Below are 9,826 nucleotides of genomic sequence, written 5' to 3'. Positions count from 1 at the left end.
GTTCACGCGAACGCCCGCAACCTGCGGATCGTTTCCTCCGCCTCGTCGATCGCCTCCGGCGTTCCGACAGTCAGCCAGTGCCCATCGAGCACCAGGCCGAAAAGCCGGTCTCGTGCGATCGCCTTGTCGAAATAGATATTCAGATTGAAGGCATCCTGTGGCGCATCGTCGAACAGCGACGGGTTCATGGCGATCGCGCCAGCATAGACAACGGGATTGGATGGATCGTCGCGGTAACGCCTCAGCCGGCCGTCGGCCGCGAGGCTGAAGTCGTTCTTGCCGTTGTGACCTGTGGTATCTTCGATGCCGACACAAAGCAGCGCCATGTCCATCTGATCGGCATCGAAAAATCCGGCTAAGCGCTGCAGGTTCGTCGGCCGTCCCGGCTGCTCGCCGATCCAGAAGAGGTCGGCATTCATGACGAAGATATCGTCTCGATCCAACAGCCTCAGTCCCTTCGCCAGCCCGCCGCCGGAATTCATCAGCCCGTCCCGCTCGTCGGATATGATGATCTCGAGGCCGCGATAATTGCCGAGATGATCGATCATCTGGTCGGCATGGTGGTGAACGTTGACGACGGCCCGTTCGACGCCGGCCGCCACCAGCGCGTCCAGCGCATAATCGATCATGGCCTTGCCGTCGATCTTCACCAGCGGCTTCGGGATCGTGTCGGTGATCGGGCGCATGCGGGTTCCGAGACCCGCTGCCAATACCATGGCTTGTCTGATGGTCATCTTGATCCGGAATTTATGATTCGCTTTGGCCTATTCCAGCCCTTGCGCACCAATCGCGCAAGGGGGCAAGCGTCTCATGCTCGAGCGCGACGTTGAGATAGGCGAGCGTCCGCGGCATATGCTTGAGATAGCCGGGCTTGCCGTCCCGCTGCAGCAGCCGCACCCAGAGACCGGCAAGCTTGCAGTTGCGTTGCGCCGACATGATCGCCCAGGCCTTCATGAATCCGGCTTCGTCGAAACCGCCCTGCGCATGGCGAAGGGTGAGATAATCGTTCATCAGCTGCCGGAAGAGTTCCGGCTCGATCGTCACGCGTGCGTCCTGGACGATCGAGGCAAGATCATAGGCCGTGGGGCCGATCATGGCATCCTGGAAATCGATCAGGCCGATCCGTTTGACGCCGGACTCCCAGGGCCGCCAGATGATATTCGGCGAGTGGAAATCGCGCAGCAGCACGTTCTTTTCCGCCGCAGCGAGTTCATCGATCAGCGCGTCCCAGATCGCCAGATAGTCCTTGCGCTCTGCGTCCGAGGGTGCGGAGCCGCGCTTCCAAGCGATGTGCCAGTCGAGCACAAGCTGCACTTCCATCTTCATCGCCGTGCGATCGAAGTCGGGAATGTGATGCGTGTGCGCGGCGGAAACGGGGATATCCTGCGGAAACTGCATGGAATGAAGATGGGCAAGGCAGGCGACGCTTTGCCGGTAACGCTCGGCGATCGGCCGGCCGGCGTCATCGAGCACGCCTTCGGTGCCGAGATCTTCGATCAGCAGGATGCCCTGCTCATAGTCGACCTTGTAGATCTCCGGCGCTGCAAACCCCCGTTCGCGCAGTGCATCGGCAATCGCAACGAAGGGATAGGCGTTCTGTGCCAGATGCGCGACCTTGGGATATGGCTTGCCGTCGTAGACCGGCGGCCCCTCGGGATGCGGGCGCCAGTCCATCAGGATTTTTCGCGGAGCGGCATCCGGATAGATCGCTTCATAGGCGCGCAGCGACGCATCGCCTGTCAGGAAGCGGCGTTTGGCGTCGGGATAGCCGGCCCCGTCGAGGAAATCGCGGATCGCGAAGACCCGGCGGATGCGCTGGGCCTGCTGGCCGGCGGCTTCGATCGTTGCCCGGCGGCCGCTGCCCTCATGCACCAGCGTCAGGGCGATGCGCTCTGCCGGCAATTCGCTGTCAGCCATCTCCGGCCATTCGACGAGGCAGATGCCGTTCTCCAGCGCCTCGTCGAAGCCGAGCTCCGTCAATTCGCTGGCGTCGCCGAGCCGATAGAGGTCGAAGTGCGAAACCGGGATTCGCAGGTCGTAGGATTGCACCAGCGTGAAGGTCGGGCTCGGGACCTCAAGCCCATCGTCATCGGCCATGGCACGCAGAATCGCCCGGGCGAGCGACGATTTGCCGGCACCGAGATCACCGGAAAGGACGAGGCAATCGCCGGCCTTCAAGGCGAGCGCCAAGTCTTCGCCGAGGCGAATGGTGGCCGCCTCGTCCTCCAGGAAAAGCGAGATCGTATCGGTCGTCGTCATTCGGCAGCGGCGGAATGGGGGATATCGACCGAGGGGATACGGCAGACGACCGTCGTGCCCTTGCCCGGCTCACTGTCGATCGTCACGTCGCCGTGATGCAGGCTGACGAAACTGTCAACGATCGAAAGACCGAGGCCGGCACCGCCGCGTTTTCCACTTTTAGCGCCCGTCGCGAACCGGTCGAACACGGTCGCGATCATGTCGGGCGAGATGCCGGGGCCGCGATCGCGGACGGAGAAGACGAAATCCGTGCCTTCGCGTTGGCATTCCAGCGAAATTGAGCTGCCCTCCGGCGAGAAATTCGCCGCGTTGGAGAGAAGCTTGAGCAGGATCTGCTTCAGCCGCTGCGGATCGGCGACGATCGAGCCGAGATAGGCAGGCGCGGTAATTTCGAGCGCCACGCCGCTTTCCTGCAGCCGATCGGCGATCTGCATCGAGACGTCGTCGAGCAGGTCGTTGAGATCGATTTCCGCATAGTTGAGGCGCATGATCCCGGCATCGACGGTCGCAAGGTCGAGAATATCGTTGACGAGCGTCAGCAGAACCGAGGACGAGGTGGAGATATGGTCGATATATTCGGCCTGCCGCTCGTTCAGCGGCCCCACACCCTGCGTGCGGAGCAGGTCGGTGAAGCCGATGATGTTGGTCAGCGGCGAGCGCAATTCATAGGAAACGTGCTGAACGAAGTCGTTCTTCAACTCGTCCGCCTTGCGCAGCGCCTCGTTCTTTTCGGTCAGCGCCCGCTCGGCCCGCACGCTGTCCGTCATATTGACGAAGGTCAGCATGGTCTGCGCGTTCGGCAGCGGGATGACGGCGTAGTCGAGCACGAGGCCGGAGAACAGTTCGAGCGTCCCCTGGCCCGAGCGGCGCTCGTCGTCGAAGCTGGTGATCAGTTCCGTGAAGGTCTTCCAGCCGTCCGGGCGGTCATAGGAGGGGGCGCAGGCCTCGCCGAGCGCCCGGATATGGGTGCCGGGCTTTGCCTCGGCTTCGGTGATCCCCCAGAGCGCTCGGAAGGCGGGGTTGGACAGGCGGATGCGTCCATCCGGGCCGAACACAGCCACACCTTCGGAAAGGTGGTCGATCGTTTCGCCCTGCACCTTGACCAGCGTGTTGTAGCGCATTTCGAGATCGACCTGTTCCGTCAGATTTTCGAAGACCCAGGTGGCGCCGCCCTGCGGATGGGCGGTGGCGAAGACGCGCAGCGTCTGACCGTTGGGCAGGTGCCAGAGGTCCGATTGCGTATTGAGCGCGCGATAGACCGAAAGTGCCGCTTCCTTCCAGCTTTTCCAGCTGAGCTGGTCCGGCAGCTTCTTGGCCGCCCGCAGGCGCTCGAGCAGTTCGCTATTGTCTGGCCGGCCTTCGAGAAAGGCGATATCGAGCTCCCAGAGCGCCACGAAGGCCTGGTTGTAGAATTGCAGCCGGCGCTCGCCGTCGAAGATGGCGACGGGCGTGGCGAGATGGTCGAGCGTCTCGGCATGGCTCTTCAGCGTCCGGTCCAGCTCGGCGCGCACCGCCTCGATATCGGACACGTCGATTGCGATCCCGGCCGAGCCACCGGGAAGCGTGACGTCGACGACATCGAAGAATGTACGGTTGCCATGGACGACCGTCGAGATCGTGTCGTGGAACGGCGATTCCGGCGTCGTCGTCGCGCGGATGCGTTCGCGCGCTACGGTCGTCAGCATTTCGCGGCCTTCATTGATCGCCTGCTGCGGCGAGCGCGCCTCGACCGCGTCGCCATAGGCCTGGTTGACCCAGGTCAGGCGACCCGCCGGATCGCGTTGCCAGGCCGGCATGTCGATCGCGTCGAGCATGGTCTGGAAGGCCGAGATCGAGGTCATCAGCCGGTCGCGCTCGATCCTGAGTTCGGCAAGCTCGGCGCGCAGATTATTGAGCGCGACAAAGCGGACGAACGCGCGTCCGCCGGACACCCGGCCCTGGGCCTCGAGGACCTCGTCGCGGATGGTCTCGACCACCATGTCGAAGCTCTGCGCCTCGTCGCGCAGCCGGTCGATCGCCTTTTCCAGGTCAGAGGCTGAGCGTGATTTCAGCCAGAGGCCGAAGGCCAGGAATTCGCCATCCTGCGGCGCGCCGGTCTCCGGCGGAAGCTGGCCGAGCAATTCAGGACGGGCATTGCCGTCCCAGATGACGATCCGCCGGTTCTTATCGGCGATCAGGGCCTGATATTGTGAAATGCGTTGCTGGGCGTCTGAGAGCGCCGAGCGGATTTCCCGGCTCTCGTTTTCCAGATTGCCGCGCTGGCGCACCAGCCAGAGCGTCGAAAGCAGTGCCGCCGATATGACGCCGATGACGACGGAAACGCCGATGACCTGCGAGGAGGTGAAGAGGTGAGCCGAGGCTGCCGCTTGTTGCTCGCCCTGGGCCAGAACCGGCCGCGCCAGCGCGGCAAGCGCCGTGCCGGCCGCGCAGGTTTTCAAGAAGCGCACCAATGATCCATGCTCTTGCTTTGCGGCCTCGTGTGCCGTTGCAGATTTATGGTCTTGGCCCGCACGGCGATGGGCGCGAGCGCCGTCGTCCGCCTGACCGGGCAGGCTGTTTTTCAATTCCGACATCCGCGGTATGTCTCCGTCCTTCAATGTGCCGCATTACGACAAGACATCCCATTTTCGGAGCGGTCGGACGGGGTCCGGCGCCACGAATCAAGTCTTAAAACAATACTTCGGAAGGGAATCTGCGGGAAGGGAGCGGCCAAAAAATAAGCCGCGGCATTTGTCAATGCCGCGGCTTCTACATCTTGTGGATATCGATGATAAGATCAATATCTGTAGTGGTCGGACTTGAACGGGCCCTTCGGCGAGACGCCGATATAGGCAGCCTGCTCCTCGCTAAGCTGAGTAAGCTTCACACCGAGCTTGTCGAGATGCAGGCGCGCGACCTTTTCATCGAGGTGCTTCGGCAGAATGTAGACCTTGTTCTCGTACTGGCCGGGCTTGGTAAAGAGCTCGATCTGGGCCAGCGTTTGGTTGGTGAAGGAAGCCGACATGACGAAGGACGGATGGCCCGTCGCATTGCCGAGGTTGAGCAGGCGGCCTTCGGAGAGAAGGATGATGCGGTTGCCCTTTGGGAACTCGATCAGGTCGACCTGCGGCTTGACGTTGGTCCACTTGAGGTTCCGCAGCGCGGCGACTTCGATTTCGTTGTCGAAGTGGCCGATATTGCCGACGATCGCCATATCCTTCATCTCACGCATATGGTCGATGCGGATGACGTCCTTGTTGCCGGTCGTGGTGATGAAGATGTCGGCCGAGGAAACGACGTCCTCGAGCAGGACGACTTCATAGCCGTCCATCGCCGCCTGCAGGGCGCAGATCGGATCGGCTTCGGTGACCTTGACGCGGGCGCCGGCGCCGGAGAGCGAAGCGGCAGAACCCTTGCCGACGTCACCATAACCGCAGACGACGGCGACCTTGCCGGCCATCATCACGTCGGTGCCGCGGCGAATGCCGTCGACGAGTGATTCCTTGCAGCCGTACTTGTTGTCGAACTTCGACTTGGTGACGGAATCGTTGACGTTGATCGCCGGGAAGGGCAGCAGGCCCTTCTGGCTAAGCTGGTACAGACGGTTGACGCCGGTCGTGGTTTCTTCGGTAACGCCCTTGATCGCATCGCGCTGCTTGGTGAACCAGCCCGGCGAAGCGGCAAGGCGCTTCTTGATCTGTGCGAAGAGGATTTCCTCTTCCTCAGAATGCGGATGGGACAATACGTCCTCGCCGGCTTCGGCGCGGGCGCCGAGCAGGATATACATGGTGGCATCGCCGCCGTCATCGAGGATCATGTTGGAAAGGCCGCCATCGGCCCACTGGAAGATCTTGTCGGTGTAAACCCAATAGTCCTCGAGCGACTCGCCCTTGATGGCGAAAACGGGAACACCGGCAGCGGCGATCGCGGCAGCGGCATGGTCCTGCGTCGAGAAGATGTTGCACGAGGCCCAGCGGACTTCGGCGCCGAGGGCCACTAGCGTTTCGATGAGCACGGCCGTCTGGATGGTCATGTGCAGCGAACCGGTGATGCGCGCGCCCTTCAGCGGCTTTGCATCGCCGAATTCGGCGCGGCAGGACATCAACCCCGGCATTTCGGTTTCGGCGATCGTAATTTCCTTGCGGCCAAAATCCGCAAGCCCGATATCGGCGACGACATAATCTTTTTCAGTGCTCATAGAGGTCTCCAGGCTGAAAAACGTCTCAAAAATTGGCGCAGGCGGAAAGATGACCGCGCGACGGATAGGCCGCGTGCCGATGCATATCGCCCGGATATGTGCAGCAGTTCCGGGATCGCGAGATGCACAACACCAAAGAGCCAAACCGCATCGCATGAACCAGTGTTCGATGCGACACGCTTCAGCGCACGGCATGTCCGCCGTTTAGCAGGCTTCTGGTGGGAAGGCAATAAGCATATAAAGAAGTCTTTATATGTTTATATGAGCTCGGCCTATGCTCACATCTCTTCGCCGAACCGGTTTTGGATCAACTGGTCCAAGGCCTCCAGCGCTTCCTCGGCCTGGCTGCCGCTCGCCGAGACCACGACGCTGGAGCCCGGGCTTGCCGCAAGCATCATCAGGCCCATGATCGACGTGCCGCCGACCGTCATTCCGTCCTTGGAGACGGTGATGGCGGCATCGAAGGTCTCGACCATCTGAACGAACTTGGCCGAAGCGCGTGCGTGAAGGCCGCGCTTGTTGATGATGAGGAGTTCCCGGGAAAGCGATGTCATGAAGCGCCGTTATTTTCCGCTGAGCACACGGCTCGCGACATTGATATATTTCCGCCCGGCTTCGGAAGCCTCGACCAGCGCCTTCTCCATGTTGTTCTCGCCGCGCACCCCTGCGAGCTTGATCAGCATCGGCAGGTTGACGCCGGCGATAACTTCGGTATGGCCGCTGCTCATGACTGATATGGCGAGGTTGGACGGCGTGCCGCCGAACATGTCGGTCAGGATGACGACGCCATGGCCATCATCGGCGCCGGAAACGGCTTGCAGAATGTCCTGTCGTCTCTGGTCCATGTCGTCTTCGGGGCCAATACAGACCGTCTCGATGAATTTCTGAGGACCGACGACGTGCTCGACAGCATGACGAAACTCTTCAGCCAGCTTGCCATGAGTGACAAGCACAAGTCCGATCATGATATTACTGCTCCCATATACGCAAACGATGGCTGAGATATCGCAATGCAGCAATTACGTCCACCGGTGGGGGCACATCTTGGCGATGAAAAGCCGAAGTGCAAGATAAAAATGCAAACATATAAGGCAGATTGATCAATCGGGAAGCCTTCAATCCCCGATATCAGGCGCTTTCGCTATTAGGACTGCCAGCGGTGACGGCACACCTGTGAGCAACCGCAACGCGGGAAGCGAAAAACCGGCGGCAAGGCTGACGATTTCGCCCTCGGGGGGGACGCGGTTTCCGCCGGAAGCACTGCCCGGAAGCACGGCATAATGCATGGCCGCCTGAGGGATATGGTCCAGCCGGACGATGCCGGTGCCGCGCAGTTCGATCAGCCCGGCGATCGATGGCGGGCAGGTGGCGATTACCGTGCCTGCCTCTTCTGACAGAAGCACCTGATCGTCGGCAACCAGCGCCGTGAACAGACCGAGACGCCGAGCCTCGGTCATGCAGGTGAAAGCCAGCATCGATTTCCCCCAGCCGGAGGGCCCGCTGAACAGGAGTCCCGTCCTGCCCACGACGATCGCTGTCGCATGGATGTTGGGAGCCTCGCTCATGCTGCGGCATCGAGAGGCAGGGCGAGGATGAAGCGCGCGCCGAGTATGCGCCCGCTATCGCCCTCGGTGATGTTTTCCGCCCTCAGCGAACCGCCATGGGCTTCGGCGATCTGCCGGCTGATCGAAAGGCCAAGGCCGGAATTCTGGCCAAAACCTTCCGATTCCGGCCGGTCCGTATAGAAGCGCTCGAAGATGCGGTCAATATTCTCCGCCTGGATGCCGGGACCGTTGTCCTCGATGGTGGTGACGCAGCGCGACCGTGTGCGCATCAGTCGCACGGTGATCTTGCCGCCCTTCTCAGGCACGAAGGATCGGGCATTTTCGATCAGGTTCGTTATGATCTGGCCGATGCGCAGGTCGTGGCCGTTGACGACGAAGCGCGTCTTGATGTTCGGCTTGCGCTCGATCGCATATTCGATCTCCACCTGCTTCTTGCTGCCCCTGATCTGGCGGGACACTTCGATTAGGTCGCGCAGCAGCACTTCCATGTCGACGGAGCCGGCATCGACGCGTGCGAGTTCGGCATCGAGACGCGAGGCATCGGAAATATCGCTGATCAAGCGGTCGAGACGGCGCACGTCGTGCTGGATGACATCCAGCAGTCGTTTCTTAGAATCCTCGGATTTGGCGAGCGGCAGCGTTTCGACGGCACTGCGCAGCGAGGTCAGCGGGTTCTTGAGTTCGTGGCTGACATCGGCCGCAAAGCTCTCGATCGCATCGATGCGGTCGTAAAGCGCCGTCGTCATCTCGCGCAAGGCGATGGAAAGATTGCCGATTTCATCCTGGCGGGCGGAGAAGTCGGGGATCTGCTCGCGTGTTTTGGCGCCGCGGCGCACCCGGATGGCCGCTGCCGAAAGACGGCGCAGCGGATTAGCGATGGTCGACGACAGCACCAGCGAAAGCAGCACGTTGACAAGCGTCGCCACGCCGAAGACCCGCATGATGGCAAGCCGTTCGGCATGCACGATATTGTCGATGTCGCCGGCCTGCGTCGATAAGAGCAGCACGCCAAGCACGGCGCGGAAGCGCTGAATCGGCACGGCGACGGAAACGATGAGTTCGCCCTTCTCCGTGGTGCGCACGACCGCGCCGCGCACGCCAGTCAGCGCGTTCATCACCTCGGGATAGATCGAACCGTCTCCGCCCGGTGCTTCCTTATAGAGCGGCAGATTGCCGGGCTGCAGCGCCTTGTTGAACAGGGTCGCGAACCAATCGCTCCAGGTCTGCTTCTCTTCCTCGACCGGCGGCAGGTCGAAGCGCAGCACCTGGCCACGCGAATAAAGGTGACGCGAATCGAGCAGCAGATTGGCGTCGGCATCGAAGATCCGGGCGCGCGTGCGCGTTGGAGAGATCAGCCGGCGCAGGACGGGGGCGACCTTCTCGGGATCGATCGGAAACTCCAGGTCCTCGTCGTTCGGCACCGGGGTGATGCTCTGGCCGGCCTGCAGTTCGAGCAGCTTCTGCGGATCGATGGTGATCGAATTCGTATCGACCGATGCGGAGGCCGAAACGGCCCCCGCGATGATTTCACCCTGCGTCAACAGGCTTTCTGCGCGGGCGTCGATCAGGCCTTCGCGAAACTGGTTGAGGTAGAGGATGCCGCCGACGAGCACCAGCAGCGCGACGAGATTGAAGAAGACGATGCGCCGCGTCAGGCTCGAAAAGACGGCATTGCCGAAGATGCGGCGAATCAGCGTGAAGGGATGCGACCAACGGCGGCCGCGGACGCGACGGGTGCTCACGCCCTCCGCATCGTCCAGATCCCTTTCCTGCACCAATTGTGCCAATGACAGGCCCTTTCGAAGGGCGGGGCCGGATAACCGGC

At 61.7% G+C, this 9,826-nt stretch carries 8 protein-coding genes; all 8 read right to left on the bottom strand.

Features of this window, described 5'->3' with window-relative positions; translation table 11 throughout:
* Nucleotides 1–2: 2 nt before the first annotated feature.
* Complete coding sequence (locus PYR71_RS12870; protein ID WP_275619636.1) at nt 3–734, bottom strand: nucleotidyltransferase family protein; 732 nt, start codon at nt 732–734, stop codon at nt 3–5.
* 13 nt (nt 735–747) lie between these two features.
* Nucleotides 748–2,259, bottom strand: a complete 1,512-nt coding sequence (gene tsaE, locus PYR71_RS12865; RefSeq protein ID WP_275619635.1) for a tRNA (adenosine(37)-N6)-threonylcarbamoyltransferase complex ATPase subunit type 1 TsaE — start codon at nt 2,257–2,259, stop codon at nt 748–750.
* Nucleotides 2,256–4,832, bottom strand: a complete 2,577-nt coding sequence (locus tag PYR71_RS12860) for a sensor histidine kinase (protein WP_275619634.1) — start codon at nt 4,830–4,832, stop codon at nt 2,256–2,258. Before PYR71_RS12860 ends, tsaE begins: the two co-directional genes overlap by 4 nt.
* A 203-nt stretch (nt 4,833–5,035) precedes the next feature.
* Complete coding sequence (gene ahcY / locus PYR71_RS12855) at nt 5,036–6,436, bottom strand: adenosylhomocysteinase (RefSeq protein ID WP_012482107.1); 1,401 nt, start codon at nt 6,434–6,436, stop codon at nt 5,036–5,038.
* 278 nt (nt 6,437–6,714) lie between these two features.
* The gene (locus PYR71_RS12850; protein WP_003544133.1) at nt 6,715–6,990 is read right to left on the bottom strand and encodes an HPr family phosphocarrier protein; all 276 of its coding nucleotides are present in this window, start codon (nt 6,988–6,990) and stop codon (nt 6,715–6,717) included.
* 9 nt (nt 6,991–6,999) lie between these two features.
* Complete coding sequence (locus PYR71_RS12845; protein WP_004672623.1) at nt 7,000–7,401, bottom strand: PTS sugar transporter subunit IIA; 402 nt, start codon at nt 7,399–7,401, stop codon at nt 7,000–7,002.
* Between the two features lie 150 nt (nt 7,402–7,551).
* Nucleotides 7,552–8,001: an HPr kinase/phosphorylase gene (locus PYR71_RS12840; protein ID WP_275619633.1), complete on the bottom strand. Its 450-nt coding sequence runs from the start codon at nt 7,999–8,001 to the stop codon at nt 7,552–7,554.
* A complete protein-coding gene (locus tag PYR71_RS12835; RefSeq protein WP_275619632.1) occupies nt 7,998–9,788 on the bottom strand; it encodes a sensor histidine kinase in 1,791 nt (596 codons plus the stop codon). Before PYR71_RS12835 ends, PYR71_RS12840 begins: the two co-directional genes overlap by 4 nt.
* Nucleotides 9,789–9,826: the final 38 nt, after the last annotated feature.

Origin of the sequence: Rhizobium mulingense, assembly GCF_029194105.1 — a bacterium.
In the GTDB taxonomy this organism is placed as follows: domain Bacteria; phylum Pseudomonadota; class Alphaproteobacteria; order Rhizobiales; family Rhizobiaceae; genus Rhizobium; species Rhizobium mulingense.
The sequence above is the reverse complement of the archived record's forward strand: the minus strand, read 5'-3'. Positions and strand labels throughout refer to the sequence as shown.